The 26,236-nt window shown below is 62.2% G+C and carries 20 protein-coding genes; 13 read left to right on the forward strand and 7 right to left on the reverse strand.

Features of this window, described 5'->3' with window-relative positions:
* Positions 1-3 precede the first annotated feature (3 nt).
* The gene (locus tag ABIB78_RS20695) at positions 4-1,893 is read left to right on the forward strand and encodes a patatin-like phospholipase family protein (protein WP_429027932.1); all 1,890 of its coding nucleotides are present in this window, start codon (positions 4-6) and stop codon (positions 1,891-1,893) included.
* Between the two features lie 59 nt (positions 1,894-1,952).
* The gene (locus ABIB78_RS20700; protein ID WP_429027934.1) at positions 1,953-3,092 is read left to right on the forward strand and encodes an amidohydrolase/deacetylase family metallohydrolase; all 1,140 of its coding nucleotides are present in this window, start codon (positions 1,953-1,955) and stop codon (positions 3,090-3,092) included.
* 186 nt (positions 3,093-3,278) lie between these two features.
* Here the strand turns inward: ABIB78_RS20700 and ABIB78_RS20705 are convergent, their stop codons facing one another.
* A complete protein-coding gene (locus ABIB78_RS20705) occupies positions 3,279-4,862 on the reverse strand; it encodes a winged helix-turn-helix domain-containing protein (protein ID WP_429027937.1) in 1,584 nt (527 codons plus the stop codon).
* Positions 4,863-5,001: 139 nt separating this feature from the next.
* Between ABIB78_RS20705 and ABIB78_RS20710 the strand changes: the two genes are divergently transcribed.
* Positions 5,002-6,126 (forward strand): hypothetical protein, encoded by a 1,125-nt coding sequence (locus tag ABIB78_RS20710; protein WP_429027939.1) that lies wholly within the window; start codon positions 5,002-5,004, stop codon positions 6,124-6,126.
* Positions 6,127-6,191: 65 nt separating this feature from the next.
* Complete coding sequence (locus tag ABIB78_RS20715) at positions 6,192-6,761, forward strand: DUF1007 family protein (protein ID WP_429027941.1); 570 nt, start codon at positions 6,192-6,194, stop codon at positions 6,759-6,761.
* Between the two features lie 416 nt (positions 6,762-7,177).
* Here the strand turns inward: ABIB78_RS20715 and ABIB78_RS20720 are convergent, their stop codons facing one another.
* Positions 7,178-8,506: an adenylate/guanylate cyclase domain-containing protein gene (locus ABIB78_RS20720; RefSeq protein WP_429027942.1), complete on the reverse strand. Its 1,329-nt coding sequence runs from the start codon at positions 8,504-8,506 to the stop codon at positions 7,178-7,180.
* A gap of 337 nt (positions 8,507-8,843) precedes the next feature.
* Positions 8,844-10,169: an adenylate/guanylate cyclase domain-containing protein gene (locus tag ABIB78_RS20725; protein WP_429027944.1), complete on the reverse strand. Its 1,326-nt coding sequence runs from the start codon at positions 10,167-10,169 to the stop codon at positions 8,844-8,846.
* Between the two features lie 292 nt (positions 10,170-10,461).
* Here ABIB78_RS20725 and ABIB78_RS20730 point away from each other — a divergent pair, with 292 nt between their 5' ends.
* Together ABIB78_RS20730 and ABIB78_RS20735 are read left to right on the forward strand one after the other, a co-directional pair.
* Positions 10,462-11,898 (forward strand): DUF1254 domain-containing protein, encoded by a 1,437-nt coding sequence (locus ABIB78_RS20730; protein WP_429027946.1) that lies wholly within the window; start codon positions 10,462-10,464, stop codon positions 11,896-11,898.
* Positions 11,899-12,296: 398 nt separating this feature from the next.
* Entirely contained in the window at positions 12,297-14,306 is a 2,010-nt protein-coding gene (locus ABIB78_RS20735) for an SPFH domain-containing protein (RefSeq protein WP_429027948.1), read from the forward strand.
* Between the two features lie 543 nt (positions 14,307-14,849).
* Here the strand turns inward: ABIB78_RS20735 and ABIB78_RS20740 are convergent.
* Both ABIB78_RS20740 and ABIB78_RS20745 read right to left on the reverse strand, forming a co-directional pair.
* Positions 14,850-15,806 carry a hypothetical protein gene (locus ABIB78_RS20740; protein WP_429027950.1) on the reverse strand — a complete coding sequence of 319 codons (957 nt, stop codon included), beginning with the start codon at positions 15,804-15,806 and terminating at the stop codon, positions 14,850-14,852.
* Between the two features lie 206 nt (positions 15,807-16,012).
* Positions 16,013-17,578, reverse strand: coding sequence for an ABC transporter substrate-binding protein (locus ABIB78_RS20745; protein ID WP_429027992.1), 1,566 nt, complete (start codon positions 17,576-17,578; stop codon positions 16,013-16,015).
* A gap of 398 nt (positions 17,579-17,976) precedes the next feature.
* On the opposite strand from ABIB78_RS20745, the gene ABIB78_RS20750 reads away from it, so the two are divergent.
* From ABIB78_RS20750 to ABIB78_RS20765, 4 genes are all read left to right on the forward strand, one after another.
* On the forward strand, positions 17,977-18,837 hold the full coding sequence (locus ABIB78_RS20750) for an FAD binding domain-containing protein (RefSeq protein WP_429027994.1): 861 nt from the start codon (positions 17,977-17,979) through the stop codon (positions 18,835-18,837).
* A 4-nt stretch (positions 18,838-18,841) separates the two neighbouring features.
* Positions 18,842-19,336, forward strand: a complete 495-nt coding sequence (locus tag ABIB78_RS20755) for a (2Fe-2S)-binding protein (RefSeq protein ID WP_429027952.1) — start codon at positions 18,842-18,844, stop codon at positions 19,334-19,336.
* Positions 19,333-21,591, forward strand: a complete 2,259-nt coding sequence (locus ABIB78_RS20760; RefSeq protein ID WP_429027955.1) for a xanthine dehydrogenase family protein molybdopterin-binding subunit — start codon at positions 19,333-19,335, stop codon at positions 21,589-21,591. Before ABIB78_RS20755 ends, ABIB78_RS20760 begins: the two co-directional genes overlap by 4 nt.
* Before the next feature lie 136 nt (positions 21,592-21,727).
* Entirely contained in the window at positions 21,728-22,018 is a 291-nt protein-coding gene (locus tag ABIB78_RS20765; RefSeq protein WP_429027956.1) for a YrhB domain-containing protein, read from the forward strand.
* Between the two features lie 49 nt (positions 22,019-22,067).
* Here the strand turns inward: ABIB78_RS20765 and ABIB78_RS20770 are convergent, their stop codons facing one another.
* A complete protein-coding gene (locus ABIB78_RS20770) occupies positions 22,068-23,012 on the reverse strand; it encodes an ornithine cyclodeaminase family protein (protein ID WP_429027959.1) in 945 nt (314 codons plus the stop codon).
* 180 nt (positions 23,013-23,192) lie between these two features.
* Between ABIB78_RS20770 and ABIB78_RS20775 the strand changes: the two genes are divergently transcribed.
* Positions 23,193-23,933 (forward strand): hypothetical protein, encoded by a 741-nt coding sequence (locus tag ABIB78_RS20775; protein WP_429027960.1) that lies wholly within the window; start codon positions 23,193-23,195, stop codon positions 23,931-23,933.
* A gap of 190 nt (positions 23,934-24,123) precedes the next feature.
* Positions 24,124-24,498 (forward strand): COG4315 family predicted lipoprotein, encoded by a 375-nt coding sequence (locus ABIB78_RS20780; protein WP_429027961.1) that lies wholly within the window; start codon positions 24,124-24,126, stop codon positions 24,496-24,498.
* 113 nt (positions 24,499-24,611) lie between these two features.
* Here ABIB78_RS20780 and ABIB78_RS20785 read toward each other — a convergent pair whose 3' ends face one another.
* Positions 24,612-25,193: an HdeD family acid-resistance protein gene (locus tag ABIB78_RS20785; RefSeq protein ID WP_429027963.1), complete on the reverse strand. Its 582-nt coding sequence runs from the start codon at positions 25,191-25,193 to the stop codon at positions 24,612-24,614.
* 245 nt (positions 25,194-25,438) lie between these two features.
* Between ABIB78_RS20785 and ABIB78_RS20790 the strand changes: the two genes are divergently transcribed.
* Positions 25,439-25,660 (forward strand): dodecin, encoded by a 222-nt coding sequence (locus tag ABIB78_RS20790; RefSeq protein ID WP_429027965.1) that lies wholly within the window; start codon positions 25,439-25,441, stop codon positions 25,658-25,660.
* Positions 25,661-26,236: the final 576 nt, after the last annotated feature.

A 26,236-nucleotide genomic window follows, 5' to 3' on the forward strand; every position in this document is an offset into this window, starting at 1 on the left:
AGCGTGTCCGAGGACTTCGCGCTGTTCAGAACGCTCAGCGCTGAGCAGCGGCTGATCGCCTTTGGCGCGATGACCCGGCGCGACCTGGTGCGCGGCGAGCTCCTGGTCGAGCAGGGCGGCGCCTCGGACGCGCTGTTCCTGGTGCTGCACGGCGCGCTCGCGGTGTACCGGACCAATCATCCCGAGCCGATTGCGGAGCTTCGCGCCGGCGAGCTGGTCGGCGAGATCGGCTTCTTTGCCAACATCCCGCGTACGGCCAATGTGATCGCGATCCGCGATGCCAGCGTGCTGGTGTTGACGCGCGCGGCCTATACGAAGCTGGCGCAGGAAGCGCCGGCCATCGTCGAGGCGCTGCTGGCTGCGCTTGCGCGGCGCTTTGCCAGCGAGACCGCGCGGCTGTTGCCCGTCCGGACGTCACCGAAGGCACGCACCGTCGCGCTGATCTCGGGCGGACGGGAGCCGGTGCCTGTTGCCTTTGAACAGCGCCTGCGTCAGGGCCTTGCCGCTGCGGGTGCCGAGATCGTCGATCTCGCGCGCGTTCAGGGCAGGTTTCCCGGCCGCGCGCTGGATGCATCCGAAGTCGCCGACTGGCTCAACAGGATCGAGTACGACGCGCCGCTGGTGGCCTATTTCGGTGGGTCTGAAGCATCGGAATGGGCGCGAAAAACCATTCGCCAGGCCGACCTCGTCGTGTTCGTCTGCCGCGGTGATGCTCCCCCGCCGGTTCTCTCCGAGATCGAGAGCTTCGCCTGCGGGGTGCATCCCGCGTCGGCGCGGCGGCTGGTTCGTGTTCATGATATCAGGCACCACGAGGTCAGCGGCACCGCGGCGTGGCTCGCGCGGCTGCCTTGCTTCATGCACCATCATGTTGCGCTCGAGGACCAGATCGATATCGATAGCCTGGTGCGCTTCCTGTGCGGCCGCGCCGTCGGGTTTGTCGCCGCCGGCGGCGGCAGCCTTGGCACCGCGCATCTCGGCGTCTACAAGGCGTTTCGCGAGCGCGGCGCGATGTTCGACATCTTTGTCGGCACCAGCGTCGGTTCGGCGATGGCGGCGGGCTTTGCCAAGAACTACGACGCCGAGCATCTCGAGCGCGGCACGCATGAGATCTTTGTCTCCAGCCGCAGCTTCCGTCGCCCGACCTGGCCGCGCTACGCGCTGCTGGACCACAAGGCGTTCGATGCGGCGCTTGCCGATCAGTACGGCCACAACTGCCGGATCGAGGATTGCTGGCGGCCGTTCGCGGCGGTCGCGACCAATCTGTCGACGCACAGTCTCGAATTGATCCGAACCGGCCTGCTTTGGCAGGCGGTGCGCGCATCGAGCGCCATCCCCGGCCTGCTGCCCCCGTTCTATACCAAAGACGGCTCGATGCTGGTCGACGGCTGTCTCGTCGACAACGTTCCGCTGGCGCAAATGCATCAAATGAAGAGCGGGCCAAATGTGGTGGTCCATTTCGGCGAGCCGGCGACCGAGATGTTCGACGTCGACTATGCCGCGCTGCCGGGAAGGTTCGAGCTGCTTGCATCCTTGCTGATGCCGTTCCGGAGAAAATCGCTTCCGGCCGCACCGAGCGCCGTCAACGTGCTGTGGCGGAGTCTTGTCGCCCATCAACGGTACGACACGCTGCCGACCACGCCGCTCGACATGGTGATGCGCCCACCGACGCCTGATGGCATCGACGTGACCGATTTCGACCGCCATCAGGAGATTTTCGAATCCTCGTACCGGTGGGCCCAAGAGACCATTGCCGCATCGGAGGCGGCGCATAGCCCGGCGATCGCGGCCATCGTCCCGTCGGCCAAAGGCGCAGACGTGGCCGCGGACAAGAGCGCGGATCAGGCGGCGACAGTGACCGCGCCGGTTTCCCATCAGGCCCGCGTCGTCGGCTGAGCCGCTTGCAGGCGCCCGCGAAGTCGACCATCGTGCCGGACTGAAATCCGGAGATGGCGATGCCTTTCGATTTGATTCTGCGCGGCGGACGGGTGGTTGACCCTTCGCAAAAGCTCGATGCGGTGACGGACGTCGCCTTTGCCGGCGGCAGGGTCGCCGCGGTCGGCCGGGAGTTGAAAGCCGATCCCGCGACCGAGATCCGCGACGTCTCCGGGTTGATCGTCTCGCCCGGGATCATCGACCTGCACACCCATGTCTATTGGGGCGGCACCTCGCTCGGCATCGACGCGGAGGAATTCTGCCGCGCCTCCGGCGTCACCACCTCGGTCGACACCGGCAGCGCCGGCCCCGGCAACTTTGCCGGCTTCCGCAAGCATGTGATCGAGCCGAGCCAGGTCCGCATCCTGGCCTATCTGCATGTCTCGCACGCCGGCATCTTCGGCTTCTCGGACCGCGTGATGGTCGGCGAGAGCGAGGAGTTGCGGCTGATGAATCCGGTCGACGCCGCGCGCGTGGCCGACGAGAACCGCGACGTCATCGTCGGCATCAAGGTGCGCGTCGGCCTGTTCGCCTCGGGCACCTCGGGGCTGGTGCCGCTCGAGATCGCGCTCGAGGTTGCCGAACAGGTCGGCATGCCCTTGATGGCGCATATCGACCATCCGCCGCCGAGCTATGAGGAGGTGCTGGCGCGCCTGCGCCCGGGCGACGTGCTGACCCACGCGTTCCGTCCGTTCCCCAACACGCCCGCGACCGCGCAGGGCACGGTGAAGAAGGTGGTGCTGGAGGCGCGCGAGCGCGGCGTGCTGTTCGACATCGGCCACGGCAAGGGCTCGTTCGCCTTCAAGACCGCGCGCGCGATGCTCGCCAACGGCTTCTATCCCGACACCATCTCCTCCGACATCCATCAGCTCTGCATCGACGGCCCGGCCTTCGACCAGGTGACGACGATGTCGAAATTCCTCTGCATGGGGATGCCGCTGCCGGACGTGATCGCGGCGTCCACCGTTAATGCTGCGATGGCGTTGCGGCGGCCGGAGCTCGGCAGCCTCAAGCCCGGCAGCGTCGGCGACGCCACGCTGATCTCGATCAGGGAAGGGCAGTTCGACTATGTCGACGTGGTCGGCGAGCACCTGACCGGCGATCGCAAGATCGCATCCGAAGGCGTCGTGATCGGCGGCCGCTGGTGGCATCCGAGATAGGGCGTACTCGCAGGACCCGCGTCCGCTTTGCCCTCAAGAAGGCGACATCGAAGCCGGTCTGAATCAATGCCGGCGATGGGCCAACAGGAGACATTCAACGGACAAAATGCGATGGCGTGAAGGAGCTAGACAAGCGCAACTGGGGTAAACGTGTTTGGACGCAGATCGGCCGGGGGCCGCGCACACTTAATCGGGCAGCCCCATTCTCTGCAGAGCGCCTGCCCACTTGGCGGAATCCTTCTCTCTGCGAAACGGTAGCCGGTCGGCCAGGCCAGAGACGTGTAGCCCGGGATCGAGTTGGCACATTTTCGCCATCAATTGCCGACCTTCAATCAATCGACCACCCAGCCCGTGACTGGCTGAGGCAACTCGCAACGCCGTAAGATAATTTGGCCGCTCACGCAGCGCTTCGCTTGCCGAAGCGGCGGCAGCATCATAGCGCCCGGAGAAAAAATGAGCGTATGCCATGGCAGCGCGAATCTTGAAGACCAATCGATCGGATGGACTCAAATCCATAGCATGCTCTAGCTGTCTGATCGCCGTTTCCGGCTTGCCAAGGAAGAGCATGATCCAGCCACTGACGTACCACGCCGCAGTTAGATGAGGGTTAAGCCGGATTGCCCGCGCGATCAAACTGGCGCCGCCCTCGACGTCTCCACCAACCGCCGAAATTGCGTGTGCGGCCTTGGCAAGGGCAAGGGCATCATCCTTGCCGAACTCTGCCGCCCGTAGTGCCAGCTCGACGCACTCGGCGGTTTCTCCCGGGCGATCGGTTATCCATCCGTACGACTGTCGCTGCACATAGCAATACGCCGCCATGGCGTATGCAGATGCGAACTCCGGTTCGATCTCAATTGCCTTCTGAAAAAGACCAAGTGCCTCGCCAATACCGCCCTTTGTCCAATGATGCAGGTTGTCCAGCCCCCGCAGAGTGCACGAGTAAGCATCAAGCCCGCGCTTCGGCCCGAGCCTGATACGCTCGATTTCCACTTGTTCGAGCTTCGACACGAGCGCGCCCACCACGCTGGCGGTGATTTGGTCTTGCAGATTGAAGATATTTCTCAGGTTCCCATCGAAGCGGCTAGCCCACAGGCAAGCCATGGTTGACGAATCGATCAACTGAGCCGCGATGCGAATGCGACTTTCTTCCTTGCGCAGGGTTCCTTCGATGACATAACGCGCATCCAGCTCAGCTGCCAATTGTTTAAGGTCCAGTGTCTGGTGCCTGTGACTCTGAGTGGCGCTGCGGCCGATTACCAGCAGATGGCGAAACCGAGACAACGCGGCGGTGATATCATCGACGAGACCGTCGATGAAATAGTCTTGTTCGACATCCGCTGAAAGATTTGCAAACGGAAAAACCAGAATGGAAACCTTATCGCGAGACGGGGATGATGCGCACCACGGCGCCGACTGTGTCGCGTCACGGCAGCCCTGTACTCCGTCCTTGCCAGCTTCGTTTGATTCCTGAACAAGGCCAATGAAACGATATCCCTTGTGCGGCAGAGTACGAATAAGGCGCTGCTGCTCGCCGTCGTCCCCGATCGCGTGACGAACTGCGGAGACCCGACTATTGAGCGTGGATTCCGAAACGATGCGGCCATCCCAGACGCCAGCAATCAGATCGTCCCGGCTAACGATGCGGCCGCGACTCCGGACAAGATGAAGCAGAACACCGAAGACTTGCGGTTCAACTGGGACAAGATCGGCTTCCCGCCGCAGTTCGTATCGGTCGGCGTCGAGCGTGTATGCTTCGAATCTGTAGATCACCTACAGCCCCACCGTCAGTTTGCCTCAAGATGTTTCCGCCCAATCTCAAGAAAAATCAAGACTATCTCAATGCCAACATTGGCAGGGATCGGTACGTTGCGTGAAGCGCCCGCGAAATAGTCGGCTGCGAGGTAACACAATGTCTTTTGTCATCCAGGTCTTGGCCGGGCTTGCTCGGCTTTCGAACTTCCAGCGGAGCTTCGTCTTCGTGAAAAGATTGGACGCGAGCCGATTGATGCGCCCATTGTGCGCCGCGATAGCTCTTGGTGCATTATTGGTTTCGGCCGGCGCTCAAACCGCGCCGCCGGCATCATTGCAGCAGCGGCTCCAAGCCATTTTTGACATGAGCGCGGAGGACATGGCTGCAACGTCGGCATTTACAAAGCGCGCATATGAGGCGCAACTCGCCCACATCTATCGCATGCAGAACAAACAGATTCGCGACATCGTCCTGGAATTTGTCCTTAACCCCAAAGCGACCGCGTTCGGACAAGCAGCGACGCAATCATGGTCGGCCTCTCCGGGCAGCGGGTGGAAGAGCCATCACGCCTATCCGGGTGGCCTCTCGGTTCATAACCTGGAATGGGTAGAGGTAGCCCTGGCGTGGTCGGATACCTGGGAAAGAGTCTACAGCGTCAAGCTGAATCGCGATCTCATCGTTGCCGGGTTAATCCTCCATGATTGGGGAAAGCTGTGGTTCTTATTCGATGACGCTAGCGGGAAGATACGGGAGCCCGACTGGTATCCAAAGGCGTGGGGCACCAAAGCCAATTGGAAATGGATGGGCGGCCACGGGGCTGTGCTGTACGCCGAACTGATCGCTCGCGGGTTACCGACGGAACTTCTCTTCTCAGCCGCATCAGCTCACTTCGATCCGTATTGGGCTCTTGAGAAAGACGGCGAAGGGATGAACCCGGCTTTGCGCGAGGCAGCGGAAATCGCGAAGAAACCAGCGCCTGTCATGAAGCCGGAGGAGCGCATGGCCGAGTGGTGGTTGGTCACCTTTACAGATGAGGCTTGGTCGTTCTCGACAATGGTCGCGGCGAGATTTGCCTTTGAGTTGCTGGACGAGACCGCAAAAGATCTCGGCTTGAAGCCGGATTCGCGTGAAGCCAATAAGCTGGCCTGGTTTATCCTTTCCCGCGTGGGAGATTTCAAAATCTACGAAGTCTACCAAAAGGCTGGCTTCCAGAGGGAAGCAGCCAAGCAGTTTGTACGATCGATTCTCGATGATCCCGCGCCCTATGAGGTAGCGAAGCGCTAGAGCAACGATTGCCTAGCGCGTTCGAACTTCGCGGTCGCTCTTCACTAACCCTTGGCAGGGAGAGCATGGGTAAAGGTTGGCGCAGACTCGTTGCATGCGTTCTCCTCACCTTCAGCGTTGAAGTCTCACACGCCCACCCGCATATATGGGTGACGATGAAATGCCAGATAATTTTCGGTGCGGACGGCTCGACAACAGGGGTGAGATACAGGTGGACATTCGATGAAATGTCCTCTGCTTACATCGCACTTGGAACCGAGGACAGACAGAAGGGAATATTTAGCCGCGAGAAGTTGGCCTCACTGGCAGAGGCGCAAGTGGCGTCGCTCAAATCTTCAGACTATTTCACCAACGCAACCGTGAACGGCGTCAAGCAACAGTTTGAACCTCCCGCCGGCTATCGGCTCGAGTCTGAGGACGGCGTTTTGACTTTGCATTTCACGTTGTCGTTCCGGTCACCGCTAACGGGGCAGACGCTTGAGCTCGAGGTCTATGATCCGAGCTATTTCGTCGATATCCGTCTTGCCGAGCAGGCACCAGTTGAGCTTATCAATCCGCCGAGCCAATGCAAAATCGCGATTACTCGCCAGACCTGGACCCAGGTTGCCAATAGGATCGCTGTGACGTGTCCTTGAGGGAGCCACACCGCAATTTGCAGATTCAGAGCACCGCGCCGTTAAATGTGTCCGGCAGTCATTTCCGGACACGGCGCGCAAAACCGCAACGTCCGCTTTGCCCCGATGAGAGCTGCGTGGAGGTGACCGCTCTCAAGTATCAAGCGGAAACGTGTAGGCACTTCGCCGATCGTACTATCGCCGGGCGTGGCGTCCGCTATGGCCGCTTGGCAACGACCCCAACCTCGGCCAGGACGAAGCGCCACCCTAAGGCATACTTGGCGATCGAGACGCCGGTGGTCGCATGTCCGTTCCGGGTCAAACGCGGAAGTCGGAGGGCGCAACCGTGACGTCCGCTTAAACCTCGACACCGGACTTTTGACAGCCAGCGCAGCACTTCCGAAAAGGGCCAGAAGCAAACATACGAGGTATTTGAGCTATTGATTGGCCGCGAACAGATCCCATGACCCCGGCAGCCCCTTCAGATCGAATGAACCGCGGTCCGTAAACCTTAGTCCGGCACCTGCAACCAGGTCGGTAACAACGCGCGACACAAATACTTCGTTTGCACCCGATCGTCCCATGATCCGGGCGGCGACGTGAACCGCTATTCCACCTATGTCATTGCCACGCATCTCGACCTCGCCCGTGTGCAGCCCCGCACGCAAGGGCAGGCCGATCTGCTTCGCGACTTCACCAAGCGCCAAAGCACAACGAACCCCGCGTCCGGGGCCATCGAACACGGCCAAAATTCCGTCGCCGGTGCTTTTCACCATCTTTCCTCGATGCTTCTCGACGACTTGAGCTGCCAAGCGATCATGAGTGTCCAGAAGGTCGCGCCAACGGCGATCTCCAAGCTCGATCGCTCTCGTCGTTGAGTCGACTATGTCGGTAAAAAGCACGGTCGCCAGCACACGATCAACGTCGTCCGAAGCGTCGGGGCGGTGCCCCGTGACAAACTCTTCAATGTCGTTGATCACCTCTTCGGCTTGCAGCGTAAGGAGGAGACCGTGCGGAAGATCATCATACTCAATGTATTTTGCTCCGACAATCGCATCCGCCAGCTTCCGTCCCTCGGATACGGGAACGACAGCGTCGATCTTGCTGTGCAGTAGAAGAGCCGGCACCCGTACACTTTGCAAAATCGGTTCGACGTTTATGCGTCGATTCATCACCATGACCGCTTTGAACGCGCCGGGGCTGCAACTCATCCGTTCGAACTTACCGAGCGCTGCTAGCTGCTCCTTTGTCCCCTCCGTTATCCCGACGACGCGCTTCATCATTTGCCCGGAGCCCCAGCCGGCGACTATCTGGTCAGCAATCGCCTCAAACTGAGCTTCGGGGACCGAGTAGTCGGCTCGAATGAACCCGCCCGCTAGAACCAGGTGTGAGACACGATCCGGATAAGTGGCGGAAAACAGAAGGCTCATGGGACAGCCTTCTGAGAAACCCAGCAAAACCGTCTTGCGGGACCCCACCGCATCCAGCACCGCACGAACGTCGTCTACGCGTTCTTCTAATGATGGTACCCCCGATACGCGGTCGGACAAGCCTACGCCACGCTTGTCAAAACCTATAATCCGGGCGAAGCGAGCTAGCCGCTGCACATTGCTGCTTACGCCCGGCAGTTCGTGAATAAGCTCCAGATGAGAGATGGCGCCAGGCACGATCATAAGATCGATTGGTCCGTCGCCAATGACGTGGTACGCAATGCTTATGTCGCCGCTGCGCGCATATTGAGTTTGCGGCATAACAAAGTGGGCCATATCAGGCTCCAATGCCCCTAGACGCTCTACCCATGCAATGAAGTTTCAAGGTCTAATTCTAAGGCGTCTCCCGCCTAAAAATACCACACTAGCCGAGCTGCGTCTTCGAGGTCGGCGGATATTTTGGCTAGCGTGAGACGCGGACGGCTACGCTAGGTCAATGTCCGGGCGTCTCGCTATGGCGCCGCCTCGCGCTTCCACGCGGCTTGCCGAATGATGAGACCGCTTGCCGTCAACAGGAACGACCGCTTAGGTCCGGATTGGGTCAGAAGCCGAAGTCGGACAAGAGCACGTAACGCGTCGGTTATGGGCCAAAGGCGGTTTTTCGATTCAACGGCTAACCACTGGCTGCGAACAGGTCCCAACGGCCGGGAAGACCCTTCAGCTCGAACGAACCGCGCTCCGCGAATCTCAGCCCAGCGCCTGCGACGAGGTCGGTGACGACACGCGACACCAGCACCTCGTCGAAGCTGGAATGTGACATGACACGCGCGGCAGCATGCACGGCGATGCCGCCTATATCGGTGCCCCTGATCTCGATTTCGCCAGTGTGCAAACCAGCGCGCAGCGGCAGGCCAATCTCCTTCGCCGCAGAGCCGAAGGCGAGTGCGCAGCGCACCGCGCGGCCCGGCCCATCGAAAGTCGCTAGAATGCCATCACCGGTGCTTTTCACCAGATGGCCACGATGTTTGTCGACAATCTTCTGTGCGAGTTGGTCGTGCTCGTCGAGCAGGTGGCGCCAGCGATAGTCACCCATCTCCGCGGCGCTTCGCGTAGATTCGACGATGTCGGTAAACAGAACGGTCGCGAGCACGCGCTCAAGCTCGGCCGTGCCGTGATCGCGATGGCCGGTAACAAACTCCTCAATATCACCGAGCTTGCTTTCGGGATCGCCGGTCCAGAACGCGTGGTCGCCGGTTGGGTATTCGATGTACTTCACGTTTGGAATCGCCGCCGCGAGCTTACGGCCGAATTCGACCGGGACTTGAAGATCGGCCTTGCTATGCAGCACCAGCGTCGGCACCTGCAATGTCGGCAGAATTGCGGTAACATCGATCTGACGGTTGAGCTGCAGGATCGTTCGCAGCGCGCCGGGGCTGCTTCCCAGCCGCTCGAACTTCCCGAATTGTGCAATTGCCGCAGGTTTGCCTGCCTCGCTGGGGGCGACCGTCTTGATCAATTCCCCGGCACCCCAACGGCTTACGATCTGTTCGATACGTGTCTCCCACGCATCATGCGAGAACCGATCTGCGGATCGGCTAAAGCAGCCAATCAAAATAAGATGCGATACGCGCTCAGGATATGTCGCGGCGAAAAGGATGCTCATGCAACCGCCTTCGGAGAACCCAACCAAAGCAGCGCGCTTCGAGCCGATCGCATCCATGATCGCGCGCACGTCGTCCATCCGCATTTCCAGCGACGGTGCGCCGGACATGCGATCGGACAAACCCTGTCCTCTCTTGTCGAACGTCACTACACGAGCAAAGCTCGCCAGCCGCCGCAAAAAGTTGGTGAAACCGGTTAGTTCATGCGCAAACTCGATATGCGAGACGAAGCCGGGAACGAAAATCAAATCGATCGGTCCATCGCCCATCACTTGGTAAGCGATGCTGAAATCGCCGCTCTGGGCGTACCGCGTCTCGGGCAATATAAAGTCGGTCATCGGGCGAACCTCAGGTCCGATCCATTGTTGCCGCCGGAAAAGTCGAGATCAACCCCGCTCTTGATGTCTCTAACGGGTCAATCGCGTCGGTTTGACCGTCGGCCAACCAGCTCCGGTCTACACCGGACTTCATCAGACCTAACAGGCTGGTCCGAAAAGAGCCAGAAGGCGGACATCCAGCGGGTTTGGACCGACCGTTTTTACATAGCCAAGCTCGCGCAGGTCGTTTAACCTTCTCCTGCTACCCACACGGGATCGATCACGAGTTTCGAGCCGGAAGGAAGCCATTCAGATGCTTACGAAACGCGATCTGCTTCGCTCTACTGCCATGACGTTGCTCGCCGTCACAACGGCGAGGTCCGCGGCACTTGCGCAGAACAAAGTCGATTGGCCCAGGCTATTGGAGGCCAAGGACATCGCGGAGGAAGGCTTCATCTACGGCTTACCGCTGGTGATGAATTATGCGGTGATGCAAGAGTATGCCGTGGACAAGAATTCGGGGCAGTTCAAGGCGCCGTTCAACGAAATCAAAAATCTGCACCACGTCGCCACGCCAGAGGATACGGCAGTCATCACGCCGAACAGCGATACCCCTTACTCGGTGCTCTGGCTGGATTTGCGCGCTGAACCGATGGTCATCTCGGTGCCGACGATCGAGAAGGACCGCTACTACTCGGTTCAGCTCATCGACGGCAACACCTACAATTTCGGCTACATCGGCGTGCGCGCCACTGGGACCGAGCCGGGCGACTATCTGGTGGTCGGCCCCGACTGGAAAGGTGGAACGCCCAGCGGGATCAAGAAGGTCTTCCGATCGACGACGCCGTTCACGCTCGCGGTGGTCCGCACTCAACTCCTCAATCCCGGCGACATGCCGAATGTCGAGAAAATTCAGTCCGGCTACAAGGCGCAGCCGCTTTCTGGCTTCCTTAAACAACCCGCCCCGCCCGCCGCGCCGAAGATCGATTTCCTGCCCGCCACCACGGCCGGGATCAAGGATAACTTCTTCCAATATCTCGACGCGGCCCTGCAATTCGTCCCTGAGACGCCCAAGGACAAGGCGATTCGCGCGAAACTTGCGAAGATTGGCATCGGTCCCGGCAAGACGTTCGAGTTCAAGGATCTATCGCTCGAACACAAAGCCGAAATCCTGGTGGCCATGAAACAGGGTGACGACAAGGTCGACAAATGGCTGGCCGGCGGAAATAAGAACATCAACGGCTGGAGCGTCGGCTCGTTCTTTGGCGACGAGGCCTTCTACAACGGCGACTGGTTGATGCGGGCCGGAGCTGCCAAGGGCGGCATCTATGGCAACGATGGCGTAGAAGCCATGTACCCCTATACCCGAACGGACGCGACCGGTGAGCTGCTCGACGGCAGCAAGCACAAGTACACCATCACCTTCGCACCCGGCCAGTTGCCGCCAGTGAATGCGTTCTGGTCCGTTACGATGTACGACGGCAAGAGCCAGCTCCTGGTCAAGAACCCGATCAATCGCTACCTCATCAACTCTCCGATGTTGCCGGCGATGAAAAAGGACGCGGACGGCTCGCTGACGCTGTACATTCAAAAAGACAACCCCGGCGCTGACAAGGAAGCAAATTGGCTTCCGGCGCCGGATGACAAAATCTATCTCGTGATGCGGCTATACTGGCCGAAGCCTACGCCACCTTCGATCCTGCCGGCGGGCGAAGGGACGTGGAAGCCTCCCGGCGTAAAAAAGGTCTGATAGAGGGCGCAGGTCTCGACGCCATCGTTGTGCGGGGCGCTGCGATTCGCCGGTTCTCGTGTCGTCCGCTGTGGGTCAAAAGGCGTCGATGGCAACCGACCCCAGCAACTGCCACTTCACCCTCAGAAAGCGGACCCTTGATGAGTCCACAGCCCAGTCATCGCGCAAGTCATTCGCGCGGCGGTGCTGCGAATGATGTGCAATCGCAGCAATTGTTCGCGCGCATCAATGTCGCGGGACTAGTCCTGCGGTTCATGCTGTCATCAAAAAAAGATTGGCAGCGCGAATAATGTTCACGCCTTGCGGCTCCTAGGCCTCGCACCACATCTCCGCACCGCAATTCTTGGGTGCAGGTTTGGGCTCCCAAACCGCCCAGTTGCGAATTGTGGAGATGGACTATGGACTTCCTCGGTTTTCTTAATGGTTCAGGTTTAACCCAGCCTGCCATTTGGATCGCTGCAGCGGTCGCATGTGTGATCCTGCTGCGCATATCGAACGTATTTCGCTACATTCCCAACAACCAGGTCGGCATCGTCGAGAAGCTGTGGGCGCTGAAGGGCTCGATCGAGGGCGGCTTCATCGCGCTGAACGGCGAAGCCGGCTACGAGCCTGAGGTGCTGCGCGGCGGCCTGCACGTGATGTTTCCCTTCATGTACCGGATCCACCGCTCGGACCTCGTGACCGTCGGCCAGGGCAAGATCGCCTACGTGTTCGCACGTGACGGCGCGGCGCTGGAGCCTTCGCAAGTTCTGGGCGCCAACGACACGGAAGACAAGTCGGACTTCCAGGACGCGCGCCGCTTCCTGCTCGGCGGCGGCCAGAAGGGGCCGCAACGCAAGATCCTGCGCGAAGGCACCTATGCGATCAACACGACGCAGTTCGCGGTCATCACCGACGAGCGCGTCTACGGGCACGCGCTGAGCGAGCGCGAGCGCGGCGTGCTCGAGAGCATGCAGCTCACGATCGCCGAGCGCTGGGGCTTTGCGCCCGTCGTGCTGGCGGCCGATCACGACCTGGTCGGAATCGTCACGGTGCATGACGGCCCGTCGCTGCCTCCGGGCGAGATCATCGCGCCCGAGGTCGGTATCGATCTGCGCGACGCGGCGACCTTCCACAACAATTTCCAGGAGCCCGAGAAATTCCTGAGCGCCGGCGGCTATCGCGGCCGGCAGCTCCAGGTGATCGTCGAGGGCACCTGGTACATCAACCGCCTGTTCGCGACCGTCGAGGCGGTGCCGAAGACGGTGATCCCGGTCGGCAATGTCGGCGTCGTGATCTTCTACACCGGCCCGCGCACCGACGACGTCTCGGGCGAGCAGTATCGCCATGGCGAGCTGGTGCTCAACGGCAGCCGCGGCGTCTGGAAAGATCCGCTGTTGGCGGGCAAGTACGCCTTCAACACCTATGCCGGCAAGATCGAGGTGATCCCGACCGTCAACTTCATCCTGAAATGGGTGCGCGGCGAGGTCGGCGCGATGAAGCTCGACGAGAACCTGTCGGAGATCTCGCTGATCACCAAGGATGCGTTCGAGCCGACGCTGCCGCTCTCGGTGGTGATGCATATCGACTACAAGAAGGCGCCGATGATCATCCAGCGCTTCGGCGACGTGAAGAAGCTGGTCGAGCAGACACTCGACCCGATGGTCAGCGCGTTCTTCAAGAACATCGCGCAGAAGATGACGTTGATCGAGCTGCTGCAGAACCGCGCCGCAATTCAGGAGGAATCGGCAGCCGTGATGAAGGCGAAGTTCGAGGGTTATTCGCTCGACCTTCAGGAAGTCCTGATCGGCACGCCGCGCGCGGCCGCCGGCGACCACACCATCGAGAACATCCTGATCCAGCTCCGCTCGCGCCAGATCGCGCGCGAGCAGATCGAGACCTATCAGGAGCAGGAGAAGGCCGCGGTGCAGGAGCGCGCGCTCAACGAAGCCAAGGCGACGGCGGCGGCGCAGACGGCGCTGACGCAGTCGCTGATCCAGGTCAAGGTCAACGAGAACGAGGGCGCAGCTGCATTCGCCCGTGCACAGAAGGATGCCGAGACGAGGAAGGTGACGGCGGCCGCGGTCGGCGAGCAGTCGCGGCTCGAAGGCCAGGGCGAGGCCGACCGGGTGCTGGCCGTCGGCGCCGCCAACGCGCAGGCGACCAAGCTGTCGGTCGATGCCTATGGCGGGCCGGAGTACCGGCTGGCCGAGCAGAATTTTGCAAAATTCGCGGATGCCCTGACGCGGATCAATCAGCCCTTGGTGCCGCAATTCCTGATGTCCGGCGGGCAGGGGACGGAGAGCAACAGCGCGGGCCTGATCCCGACCGCGATGCTGAGCTCGATGTTCGGGCAGATGATGCCCGGCGCATTGGAGAAGCTGAAGGACGAGGCGCCGAAAGCGGCGCGCCGGACCAACGGCCAGTGACGAACTGAAGCACATTGGTAAACCGGAAGCGGTGCGCTCTTGATACGGACTGGCGTCCATGCCTTGAGACACCGCTTCCGCCGCAACGTCAAACGGAGCCGGCTACCGAATTAGAGTCTGGGGCGGCGACCACGAGCGCCAGCGAAATGGCCACCCGCGCCAATACGATTGGGTCTGGAACGGCGTTTTTCGGACTGTGGTCGAGGGCGCGTACTACGCCAAGGGCCTGCTCGAAGGGTAAGAGCAGGGCGGATTACGTTCGTCCCGCGCGACCCGCTCATGCAGACCCGGGCCTACTTCGACATAGGCGGCACTGATCCTGCCGCACGACGGCGCGCAATCCGGGAGGCCGGCTTTGACGTGCTGGTGATCCCAAACCAGGGCGCCGGCGCGGCCTCGGCGCGCACTGAAACCGCTCGGCGGCTCTCTCGAAATCGCGCAACTAGAGCGCGATGAGATTAGGTTGAATCGTCATCACGCTCTAGCTTGTTGTCAAAGCATGATCTTTTCGGAAAACCGCTTCGCACTTTTCCGGATCATGCTCTAGAGAAAAGCTGTCAAATACGTGTCGAAGAAAAGATGAGTTGCGACCTGCCCACCAGGGACGATCTCCCAGCCCGGGATAAGAGTGTCTTCGAGGTTCGTATACGCGACGGTCGGCGACGAGGAAGTGGCATCCAGAAACACCCCATCGATCAGACCGTTCGGAGTACCTGCAATTAGCTCGACATGATCGCCGCTGGTCAACTCGGAATAACCTGCTGGCGGCCCGCCGGGAAACGGAGACGTATTCAAAAGAAAGAAGCTGCCGTAGTTGCTCCCGGCCGGATTGACCTCTCCGATGTGCGGATAACCAACGGTGTCCGGCACCACACTGCTGCCTGCAAGGATTAGCCCCGGAGACGCTGCGAAACTTCCGTCGAACCCGTAGACAGTCAACTCTCCGTTGGATGCTTGTGTGATGATGTCGTCTACAGGTCCCGTAACGACGAAATTGGAACCAAAAGATCCTCCCCCTTGAGTATTCGGAGAGGCGGAGTGCTGGACAGGCACTCCTGTGTCCCCCGCCCCAACCACAGGTGCTGCGCCAGCCGTACCGGCAATCAAATCAGACCATATGAGTTCGCCGGCTTTATATCCGAGAAGATCGAAAGAGCCGTCGGCAGTCTGGCTAATGAGAGTCGGACCAACTTGGCCGTTCGCCAAGCCGAAGTTGCCCGTTCCATGTACTTCAGGAACAGAGCTCGACGTCATAAAGCTTCCTATCATATGAGCAGAACTGTCAAGGAACAGGAAGTCGATCATTCCGCCGCCCCGCTCCTGAGCGACCAGATCAGGTTTCCCGTCCCCGTTGAAGTCTCCACTCCCGACCACTTTCCAATGTGAGCCAAGGCCGTAGTCTGCAGCGTAGCTGGCGACGAGGGACGTTCCGTCAAAGCGCAAGAAGTCGACTACCCCGGTCGTTGGATTCTGTACGGTAGCGTCAATAATTGTTGACATCGACATTGCTCCTGAGAAGGTGATTGTCGTGCGCCACTCGGGCCACAGCGGGGTGAGAGGGCGCTTGCCAATTTCGGAATAATGGAATTGTGCCGCTGATTTGCCCGACGTGTCAAGTGGCCAAGTCGAACGCCGGCAGCCGACGGCTACTGTGCATGGGGTTGTTTTCGATATTTTGGCAGTGCGCCCTCCTGCGGTGGCGATTGCTATTCAGTCTTGTCGATGTTCCAGAACACCGTCGGGACCGGGCCTTCCAGCACGCCGGTGAGCGATTTGCGCCAGGCGCTCGGCGCGCGGAACTGGCCGAGCGGGATGTAGATCACCTGCTCGTAGGCTTCCTTCTGAATCTCGACCGCGAGCTTCTTCTGCTCTTCAGCGGACGTCGCGCGCGCGTAGGCGTCGCGCATCTGTTCGATCTTGGCGTTCTCCGGCCAGCCGAACCAGGCCCGCTTGCCGTTGGCGGCGATCTGGTTGTTGACGATCGGGTTGATCACCTCGGTCGCGCCCGTGAAGGTGAAGAACAGGTTCCAGCCGCCGTCCTTGGGCGGCTTCTGGCTGGCGCGGCGGCTCACCACAGTCTGCCAGTCGGTCACCTGGGCGTCGACGTTGAAGCCGGCCGCGCGCAACAGCTGCGCCGCGACGGTCGGTGGCCCCTTCAGCGTCTGCACGTCGCCGGGGATCATGATCACGACGGGGGTGCCGTCATAGCCCGAAGCGGCCAGCGCCTTCTTGGCTTCGGCCATGCCGTTGCCCTTGATCAGCGTCTCGGCGCCGGCATCGCTGGCGAGCGGCGTGTCGCAGGCGAAATAAGAGCCGCAGATCTCGTAATATTTTGCGTTGCCGACGGTGGCGTCGAGTACATCCTTCTGGTTCATCGCCAGGAATGCCGCGCGGCGGATCTTGGCGTTGTCGAACGGCGGATGCAGGAAGTTCATCCGGCCCTCGATCTGGAAGCCGAACTTGTTCAGCACGGCCACGGTGAGATCGGAATTGGCCTCGAGCACCGGCACCAGGTCGATCGATGGCTGTTCCAGCAAATCGATGTCGCCGGATTGCAGCGCATTGATCGCGGTCTGCGCATCGGGCATCGTGATCCATTCGACGCGATCGACTTTCGCGACCTTGCCGCCCGACAGCCAATCCGGCTTTTCCTTGCGCGGCACGTAGTCGGCGTTGCGCTCGTAGACCGCCTTCACGCCGGGCTGGAATTCGGCCTGCACGAACTTGAACGGGCCGCAACCGACCTGCTCGGCGATCTGCTTGCCCGGTGGCGTCTCCGCCAGCCGCTTCGGCATCATGAAGGCGACATAGGAGGAGGGCTTTGCCAGCGACTCCAACACCAGGCCGTACGGCTCCTTGAGCTTGAGCACGATCGTCTTCGGTCCGCTGGCCTCGAGGGAGGCCGTGAATTCGGCCAGCTTCTGCGCCATGCCGTCGACGACGGTCCAGCGCTTCAGCGAGGCGATGCAGTCCTCCGCCGTGACCGGCACGCCGTCATGCCATTTCAAGCCGTCGCGCAGTGTGAAGGTGTAGGTGAGCTTGTCGTCCGAGATCGTCCAGTCCGCCATCTGCGGCCGGACTTTGAAACTTGAATCGATGCCGAGCAGCGTGTCGTAGACCATGTAGCCATGGTCGCGGGTGATGTAGGCGGTGGTGAAACCGGGATCGATGATGCGCAGGTCCGAATGCATCACCGCCGTGATGGTCTTGCCCTTGGCCGCGGCGATGGCTCGCGGCGAGAAGATGGCCGGGGCCGCAATCGCTGGCGGCATGCTGGCCGCGAATTTGAGGAGCGTTCTGCGCGAAACATCGACCATTCGCCGTCTCCCGATTTGTCGTTGCGCCGGCACGCATGCCACAGCGACCGGCATGCTTCACCAATCTGTTGTTGAAAGCAAGCAAGGGCCATGCCGCCAATCTGCAGGATTCCGGTGGCGGGTTTGCCTGGACCGGTGACGTGAACTTTCGATGACCGCAACCGTCGCGCGGGCTGCGTCGGCACTGCACAAGCGCGCATCCTGCATAGGAGCCTGCGCTTTCCACCGCACCTCACAGGCTGTTCGGACCCTGATCCGCCGTGTAGGCTTGCGGTCCTGCCGGCCGGCAACAAGGCCATATCCCCCGAGGGAACAAGCAGCCGAGGGAGACCAAGAGAACCGTCATGACCGATATCCGATACGTAGCACCGCGCACGCTTGATGAAGCGATCGGCGCATTTGCTGCCGCCGGGAGTGCCGCCCGCATCATGGCAGGGGGCACCGATTTGTTGGTGCAAATGCGCTCCGGCCTGGTGCGGCCGGGATTGATCGTCGACATCAAGAAGATCGGCGAGATGACCGAGATTGCCGAAACCGCCGATGGCGGTTTCCGGGTCGGTGCCGCCGTCTCCGGCATGGAGCTCGCCGACCACGCGCGCTTCGGCGAAGTCTGGCCCGGCGTGCTCGAGGCCGTGAACCTGATCGGCTCCAAGCAGGTGCAGGGCCGGGCCTCCGCCGGCGGCAATCTCTGCAACGGCTCGCCTGCCGGCGACAGCGTGCCGGCGATGATCGCGGCGGGTGCCGTCGTCACCGTGCAGGGCCCGAACGGCCGCCGCGAGATGAAAGTCGAGGATGTGCCGGCCGGACCCGGCCGCACCAACCTCAGGCCGGGCGAGATCCTGGTCAGCTTCACCTTGCCGCCGCGGCCCAAGGGCTCGAGCGACGCTTACTTGCGGATGATCCCGCGCACCGAGATGGACATCGCGGTGGTCGGCATCGGCGTCAGCCTGACGTTGAAAGATGGAGTCTGCACCGCGGCCCGTGTCGGGCTTGGCGCGGTGGCGCCGACCGCGCTCCTGGTTGCGCCGGCAGCGCAAGCGCTTGTTGGCTCGAAGCTCGAGGATGCCGCGCTGGAAGCAGCCGCTGCAGCGTGCCGCGCCGCCTGCCGCCCGATCGACGACAAGCGCGGCACGATTGCCTACCGCACGAAGATTGCCGGCGTGCTGCTCAAGCGCACCGCCGCGATCGCCGCCCAGCGCGCCGGAGGACATTAGCACCATGCCGAAACTGCACGTCACCACCTCCGTCAACGGCGAGCCGGTCGAATTCCTGTGCGAGCCCTACGAGACCATGCTCGACGCGCTGCGCGGGCAATTGGGGCTCACCGGCTCCAAGGAGGGCTGCGCGTCCGGCGATTGCGGCGCCTGCTCGATCACGCTCGACGGCCGGCTGGTCTGCTCCTGCCTGATGCTCGCGGCCGAGGCCGAGGGCCACGAGATCGGGACCATCGAGGGCATGGCCAAGGGCGAGAAGCTGCATCCGCTGCAGCAGAAATTCCTCGAGCACGCCGCGCTCCAGTGCGGCATCTGCACCTCGGGCATGCTGGTCGCCTCCGAGGCGCTGCTCGCCGAGAATTCAAATCCGACCGAAGAGGAAGTCCGCTTCTGGCTCGCCGGCAATCTCTGCCGGTGCACCGGTTACGACAAGATCGTCCGCGCGGTGATGGAGACCGCGGCTGAAATGCGGCAAGGAATCCAGGAGATTCGCCCATGAACGTCGTCAACAACAAATGGATCGGCCAGCGCACCATCCGGCCCGATGGCGTCGACAAGGTGACGGGCCGCGCGGCGTTTGCCGCCGACACCACCATGCCCGGCATGATCTGGGGCAAGGTGCTGCGCAGCCCGCATCCGCACGCCCGCATCAAGTCGATCAACACCGCGAAGGCCGAAGCGCTGCCCGGCGTGAAGGCGGTGGTCACCTCGCGTGACATCGTCGATTTCCCGATCGAGAAGGGCGCGGTGATGCTCGGCATCCAGGACATGCGCTGGATGTGCCGCAACGTGATGGCGCGCGACAAGGCGCTGTTTCCGGGCCATCCCGTCGCCGCCGTGGCTGCAACCACGGAGGCGATCGCGGCGGAGGCCTGCAAGCTGATTGAGGTCGACTACGAGGTGCTGCCCTGGGCGATCGAGATCGACGACGCGCTCAAACCTGACGCCCCGATCCTGCACGAGTTCAACAGATTCGACGGCAAGCCCTCGAACATCATGGGCCGCATCGAATCCAGGAAGGGCGACATCGGGCAAGGTTTCAAGGAGGCCGAGGTCGTCGTCGAGCGCTCCTTCACCACGCGCCCCGTGCACCAGGGCTATATCGAGCCGCACGCCTGCCTGATCTCGGTTGCGGCCGACGGCAAGACCACGATCTGGTCGTCGAGCCAGGGCCAGTTCATGGTGCGTGCGATGAGCTCGATGCTGACAGGCATCCCGCAGAGCGACATCCGCGCCATCCCCGCCGAGATCGGCGGCGGTTTCGGCGGCAAGACCATCGTCTATCTCGAGCCGCTCGCGACCTTGCTCGCCAGGAAGTCCGGCCGGCCCGTGAAGATGGTCATGACGCGCGAGGAGGTCATGCGCGCCACCGGGCCGACCTCGGGCTCGAAGAGCACGGTCAGGATCGGCGCCAAAAAAGACGGCACCATCGTTGCCGCCCACGGCAGCTTCTATCTGCAGGCCGGCGCGTTCCCGGGTTCGCCGATCCGCGGCGCGGTCGGTTGCAGCTTTGCGCCCTACGACATTCCGCATGTGCTGTCGGAGGGGTTCGACGTCTGCTCCAACCGTTCCAAGGTCGCGGCCTATCGCGCGCCCGGCGCGCCGATCGGTGCCTATGCGGTCGAATGCGTGCTCGACGAGCTCGCCGAGGCACTCAAGATCGATCCGCTCGAGCTGCGGCTGAAGAACGCGGCCAAGGAGGGCACCAAGGCGGCGCACGGTCCGGTGTTCCCGCGCATCGGCTATATCGAGACGCTGCAAGCCGCGAAGGCCCATCCGCATTATGCCGCGCCGCTCGGGACATATCAGGGCAGGGGCGTCGCCTCCGGCTTCTGGTTCAACGCCGGCGGTGAATCCTCCGCGCAGGTCAACATCACCGAGGACGGCAATGTCGTCGTCACGACAGGACATCCCGATATCGGCGGCTCGCGCGCCGGCATCGCCAACATCTGCGCCGAGCTGCTTGGCATCGACTACAAGCGCGTCTCCGTCATCATCGGCGACACCCAGACGGTCGGCTTCTCCAACCTGACCGGCGGCAGCCGCGTGCTGTTCGCATCCTCGATGGTGGTGACGCAGGCGGCCGACAAGGTGATCGCGACCTTGCGCGAGCGCGCCGCGAAGATCTGGGAGATCGACCCTGAGGCGGTGAAGTGGGAGAACGGGGCTGCGCATCCGGTGAGCCCGAATGCCGGCCAGTTCGAGCCCCTGACGCTTGCGGACCTTGCCGAGAAGGCGCCGTCGCAGGGCGGCCCCATCGGCGCCAGTGTGCAGCTCAACACCCAAGGCGCCGAGGGCGGCTTCGGCACGCATATTTGCGACGTCGAGGTCGATGTCGATCTCGGCATCGTGCGCGTCATCCGCTACACGGCCGTACAGGATGTCGGCCGCGCCGTGCATCCGAGCTATGTCGAGGGCCAGCTCCAGGGCGGCGTCGCGCAGGGCATCGGCTGGGCGCTGAACGAGGAGTACATCTACAACAAGGACGGCAAGGTCGATAATCCCGGCTTCCTCGATTATCGCATGCCGGTTTGCTCCGACCTGCCGATGCTCGACTGCGCGCTGGTCGAGGTGCCGAACCCGAAGCACCCGCAGGGCGTCAAGGGCGTCGGCGAAGTCCCGCTGGTGCCGGTGATGGCCGCGGTCGCCAACGCCGTGCACAACGCACTCGGCAAGCGCTTTTACAGCCTGCCGATGTCGCCGCCGAAGGTGGTTGCGGAGCTGGATGCGTCGACGCAGCAGGCCGCGGAGTAGAGAGTGTAGCGCGGGTTAGGCGAAAGCCGTAACCCGCCATCTTTCCGTACATCGAGCTGCGGCGGGTTACGCTAGCGCTAACCCGCCCTACGGTTCTGCGCTCGGCCCCGCCTCACGGCACTATTGGAACGGATTGATGACGATCTCATCTAACGACGCAAACTCGCTGGCGGAAAGGAAGCTGACGGCGATCGCCGCCGAATCTGGATCAGACCTCGAATTTGCAATCATTCATCGTGAGACGATCGAGACCCCCGAAGGTTGGGTGTTCTTCTACAACAGCAGGCAGTACGTCGAATCCGGCGATCTTGGTTTTGCACTCGCCGGAAACGGGCTGATATTTGTCGATCGCGAGGGCATCGTGAGCACTCTGTCCAGTGCTGAGCCACTAGAGGTGTCGCTGAAGCGCTTGAGCGGAGGAGTCTAGTGTCGAGCGGGTTACGCTGACGCTAACCCGCCCTACAGGGCAGCGATGCTCACCTTAACTCCTTCCCCAACTGCCGAAACACCGTTTCGCAGGTCATCAAATCCAGATGCCCGCCGCCGGCGTTCTTGAAGAAGGTGATGTCACCCTCCGACTGCCGGCCTTTGACCTTGCCGCCAGCGAGGTCGTAGTGGTCGCCGAGCACGTCGCTCTCCTTGATGGCGCCGCTTGCGATCGGCTGCAGGATGTCGCCGACGCCGTCGAAGGCGGATTCGCGGCGGTCGACGAAGATGCGCGAACGCCGTGCCGCGTCGTCGTCGGACTCGCGGGTGTCAGGCGTGAAGCCGCCGACCAGGTCGAGATGGGTGCCGGGCCGCAAATTGGCGCCCTTGACCAGCGGCTCGCGCGAGCGGGTGCAGGTGGTGATGATGTCGGCCTCGCTTGTCGCGGCGTCGAGATCGGTGACGGCCACCGCAGTGATGCCGTCGCCTTCCAGCAGCGTGGCGAGCTCCTGCGCGCGCTCGACCGTCCGGTTCCAGATCCGCACCCGCTTCAGCTGCGGCCGCACCGCGCGGTGGCCGCGCACCAGCCAGTGCGCCATCTCGCCGGCGCCGACCACCAGCAGCGTCTCGGCATCCGGCCGCGCCAGGTGCTTGGCGCCGAGCGCGGAGTCCGCGGCGGTCTTCCAATGGGTGATCTCGGCGGCGTCCATCACCGCGAGCGGCCGCCCGTCATTGCCATCGAACAGCACGCAGACCGCCTGCACCGCCGGCAGCTTGCCGTGCGCGAGATTGCCCGGGAAACTGGTGTAGAGCTTCGTCATCATGAAGCGGCCGGCATCGACGGCGCTGCGCGTCACCAGCTGCTGGCCGTTGTCGTCGCCGAGATAGCCGTCGCGCACCGCGATCTTCGGCCGCCGGTGCGCGGCCTCGATCGCCTCGATCAGGATCGGAAAGGTCAGGACGCGGTTGACCTCGCTGTCGTCGACAAAATGCACGTGTTTCTCTCCTCGGGCGCCCTTGCGCTCCGCCTCGGGCGCCGGAGGCCCAAAAAACGGTCCGAACTGGATAGCGCGTGGGGAAGGCCAGTCAACCGGACATGCGCCGCTGCGTGGCACTTGCTATCCTGCGGACTGATTCTCTCACAGGTCTTCTTTTCTCGCAGGTCTTCGCAAGCCGTGGTCGCATTCGTCGTCGCCATCCTGATCTTCATGCTGTTGAGCAGCGCCGCGCTTGCGACCATGGCAGTCCATGTCCGGCTCGGGGAACATCACCGCAGCGACGAGACCAATACTTCGGTTCGCCTGGTGGCGACGCTGTTCGTCACCATGCCGTCGCTGCTGCTCGGCCTGATGATGAACAGTGCGGCCAACACCTATGTGGCGGTTGACCGCAACATGCATGTGTTCGCCACCGACATCATCCTGCTCGACCGCAGCATGCGGCCGCTCGGCCCCAGCGCCGACGAACCGCGCCGGCGGCTGCTCGCCTATGTCGAGCAGGCACTCAAGGATGTTCCGATCTCGCGGGCCAGCGCGGTGTCCGAGCGCCTGCTCGACGAGGTCGGCAACAGTCTCCGCGAGCTGCGGTTCGACGACGAGCAGAAGGTCGCGCTGTGGAATGATGCCCGATCCGTCTATCGGCAGGCGGTGCAGCAGCGCTGGACCTTTGTCGAGCAGTCCGACAGTTCGTTTCCGTCGCCGCTGATCTGCATCCTGGTCGGGTGGTTGACGCTGATGTTCGCGACGCTTGGCTTTCGCGCGCCGCGCAACGCGGTCGTGGTCTCGACCTATATCGCCGCAGCGGCGCTGATCTCAGCCGCGATCTACCTGATCCTCGAAATGAGCACGCCGTTCTCCGGCCCGATCCAGCTTTCCGACCGGCCGCTGGTGCGCGCGGCCGAGGAGATCAGGCGGTAGCGCTAGCCCGGATGAGCGAAACGGTATCCGGGGCATCTCCGGCTACACCGCCGGTACTGATACGTGCCTTTCGTTTTATTCCGCTGCGATGAGAGACCGCTGAGAAAATTCTTCGCGCGCCGGGCGCGGAATATAGTGCGGCCTCGGGCGTCCTACGCATGCAAGCCAATTGCATTCGAAGAGGAACATCATGAAGACAACGCTCGCTATCGCCATATCGCTCGCACTCGCGTCTGCCGCCTTTGCGGCGCCGCCGACTAAAACCGGCTCGACCGCCAAGGGTTCGGTGCTCACCGACGCCAAGGGCATGACGCTCTACACCTTCGACAAGGACACTGAAGGCAAGTCGGCCTGCACCGGCCCATGCGCGACCAACTGGCCGGTGCTGAAGGCGGAAGCCGGCGACAAGGCCGAAGGCGGCTACACCATCATCTCCCGCGACGACGGCTCCAAGCAGTGGGCCTACAAGGGCAAGCCGCTCTATACCTTCGCCAAGGACCAGAAGGCCGGCGACATCACCGGCGACGGTTTTCTCAACGGCGCCTGGCACCTCGCGCAGCCCTGAGAACTGCAGGGCGGCCTAGCTGAAGGCGTAGTCCGCCGTCCCTGTGCCGACAAAGCCATGGCGGGTTACGCTAACGCCAACCCGCCCCTACAATCGCGCGGAGCCCTGCGAATTCACGCTCTCCGCTTCAGCGCCATGCCCATGCTGATCCAGCTTACGCCGGCGCAGATCAGGTCGACGCTGAGGAAGATGCCGAGCACGTAGAGGCTCGACACCGGCCAGCGCGCCAGGATCATGGCGCCGAGCACGAGCGTGATCAGGCCGGAGATCGCGACCATGCCCCACGGCGCGGCCGAGTTCATGCCGAACGCCAGAAAGATCCGGACGATGCCGGAGACCACCAGCGCGATGCCGAGGAACAGCGTCAGCGTCGCCGCGGCGAGCAGGGGGTTTTCGAAGGTGACGAAGCCAGCCACGACATAGAGCGCGCCAAGCAGCAGCCAGAACATGAACTTGCCCCAGGTCTTGAACTGGAAGGCGTTCACGATCTCGGCGGCGCCCGCGACGATCATCATGGCGCCGACGAACAGCACGCTGACGACGGTGGCGAACAACACGCTGCCGAAGGCGAGCACGCCTGCGATCAGGTAGATCACGCCAAGGGCTGTGATCCAGCCCCACTTCGCGCGAAGGTGGGCAAGCCCGGATCCGAGGCTGTGAGGAGGTGTGGCGGGTGAGCTGGACGCTGTGGACATCATATCGCTCCCGAATGCTTGGCCAAACCATGCTACCATAGGTGACCGCGCGGACAAGGGCGGGTGCACAGCTGGCACCAAATGCATGCTGGCACCAAAGGCGCCCGGACACGTTGATTCAATTCGTCCGGTGTGTTGCCGCGCAGCATTGGTCCATTCGCCAACCGCCGGTCCGCATCGGACGACGGACTGTCCGGATTGAACTGCAAATTGTCCGGATCGCGCATCCACTCAAGGAGGTCGACATGCCCACGACGCACGACAAGGATCACGTCTACAAAATCCTGGACCTGGTCGGATCATCGGACAAGAGTATCGAGGCGGCGATCGAGAACGCCGTCAGCCGTGCGTCGAAGACGATCCGGGAAATGAAATGGTTCGAGGTGGTGCAGACCCGGGGTCATATCGAAGACGGCAAGGTCCGGCACTATCAGGTGGCGCTGCGCGTCGGCTTCACACTGGAGTAGGACGCTTAGTGATATAGAAGCGGCCATCTCACCCGATCGAGGGGCGCTTCGCGATCGTCACGGGTGTTGCGGTGAGATACGGCGGACGCCGAGCATGCGACTGACGAGGGCATGGGAAGCGGACGGTGAAGTCGTGTGGCCTGACGCCCTGGTGGCAGGTGTGCTTTCGTCAAGCGCGCAAGCGTCTTGCGAAGGCGGTGACAAAAAAGCCAAATCTCGCCGGGGAGAGCGCGAAGTAAGCCGTAACCATCGCGCAGGGAAAGCCGGATTACTCCGGTTACACCTGTGGTCCTATCCCCGAGCTTTCCACCCTTTGCTCGGGGCCCATCGGTGCGATCGGCACCCGGCTTTCCCTGCGCCCTCTGTTTGAAGAGAGGGCGGAACGAAGAGCACAGCTCGGACAGATTGTGTCGCGAGAATGCGGACGTATGACTCACAGGCCATGCAACAAACTCAGTGTCGTCCCTGCGAAAGCAGGGACCCATAACCACAAATGGTCATGTTGAGCGATGTTGGAACGACGAGTCGCGCTCACACAACACCCGCCGCGGAGTATGGGTCCCTGCTTTCGCAGGG

This window comes from Bradyrhizobium sp. I1.14.4 (assembly GCF_050435825.1).
Classification (GTDB): Bacteria; Pseudomonadota; Alphaproteobacteria; order Rhizobiales; family Xanthobacteraceae; genus Bradyrhizobium.

Bases quoted from the DNA above. Each gene is read 5' to 3' on its own strand.
- ABIB78_RS20700 (WP_429027934.1), top strand. From the start codon at position 1,953: ATGCCTTTCGATTTGATTCTGCGCGGCGGACGGGTGGTTGACCCTTCG.
- ABIB78_RS20710 (WP_429027939.1), top strand. From the start codon at position 5,002: ATGTCTTTTGTCATCCAGGTCTTGGCCGGGCTTGCTCGGCTTTCGAAC.
- ABIB78_RS20715 (WP_429027941.1), top strand. From the start codon at position 6,192: ATGGGTAAAGGTTGGCGCAGACTCGTTGCATGCGTTCTCCTCACCTTC.
- ABIB78_RS20720 (WP_429027942.1), bottom strand. From the start codon at position 8,506: ATGGCCCACTTTGTTATGCCGCAAACTCAATATGCGCGCAGCGGCGAC.
- ABIB78_RS20725 (WP_429027944.1), bottom strand. From the start codon at position 10,169: ATGACCGACTTTATATTGCCCGAGACGCGGTACGCCCAGAGCGGCGAT.
- ABIB78_RS20730 (WP_429027946.1), top strand. From the start codon at position 10,462: ATGCTTACGAAACGCGATCTGCTTCGCTCTACTGCCATGACGTTGCTC.
- ABIB78_RS20735 (WP_429027948.1), top strand. From the start codon at position 12,297: ATGGACTTCCTCGGTTTTCTTAATGGTTCAGGTTTAACCCAGCCTGCC.
- ABIB78_RS20740 (WP_429027950.1), bottom strand. From the start codon at position 15,806: ATGTCAACAATTATTGACGCTACCGTACAGAATCCAACGACCGGGGTA.
- ABIB78_RS20745 (WP_429027992.1), bottom strand. From the start codon at position 17,578: ATGCCGCCAGCGATTGCGGCCCCGGCCATCTTCTCGCCGCGAGCCATC.
- ABIB78_RS20755 (WP_429027952.1), top strand. From the start codon at position 18,842: ATGCCGAAACTGCACGTCACCACCTCCGTCAACGGCGAGCCGGTCGAA.
- ABIB78_RS20760 (WP_429027955.1), top strand. From the start codon at position 19,333: ATGAACGTCGTCAACAACAAATGGATCGGCCAGCGCACCATCCGGCCC.
- ABIB78_RS20765 (WP_429027956.1), top strand. From the start codon at position 21,728: ATGACGATCTCATCTAACGACGCAAACTCGCTGGCGGAAAGGAAGCTG.
- ABIB78_RS20780 (WP_429027961.1), top strand. From the start codon at position 24,124: ATGAAGACAACGCTCGCTATCGCCATATCGCTCGCACTCGCGTCTGCC.
- ABIB78_RS20785 (WP_429027963.1), bottom strand. From the start codon at position 25,193: ATGTCCACAGCGTCCAGCTCACCCGCCACACCTCCTCACAGCCTCGGA.
- ABIB78_RS20790 (WP_429027965.1), top strand. From the start codon at position 25,439: ATGCCCACGACGCACGACAAGGATCACGTCTACAAAATCCTGGACCTG.